This window comes from Photorhabdus africana (assembly GCF_035181445.1).
Lineage (GTDB): Bacteria > Pseudomonadota > Gammaproteobacteria > Enterobacterales > Enterobacteriaceae > Photorhabdus > Photorhabdus laumondii.
This window is the reverse complement of the sequence record NZ_JAXBVE010000280.1, coordinates 1-239: the sequence shown is the minus strand read 5'-3', so window position 1 is coordinate 239 and position 239 is coordinate 1. Positions and strand designations below refer to the sequence as shown.

1 rRNA gene is annotated in these 239 nt (G+C 55.2%); it reads right to left on the bottom strand.

Annotated features, from left to right (window positions below):
* Positions 1–239, bottom strand: a 23S ribosomal RNA gene (locus SLS51_RS23760); the annotation flags it as partial.

Genomic DNA, 239 nt, shown 5'->3' with positions numbered 1-239 from the left:
GCGGGTTTTTCACCCGCTTTATCGTTACTTATGTCAGCATTCGCACTTCTGATACCTCCAGCAGGCCTCACGGCACCGCCTTCTGCGGCTTACAGAACGCTCCCCTACCCAGCAACACCCACGTGTCACTGCCGCAGCTTCGGTGCATGGTTTAGCCCCGTTACATCTTCCGCGCAGGCCGACTCGACCAGTGAGCTATTACGCTTTCTTTCAATGATGGCTGCTTCTAAGCCAACATC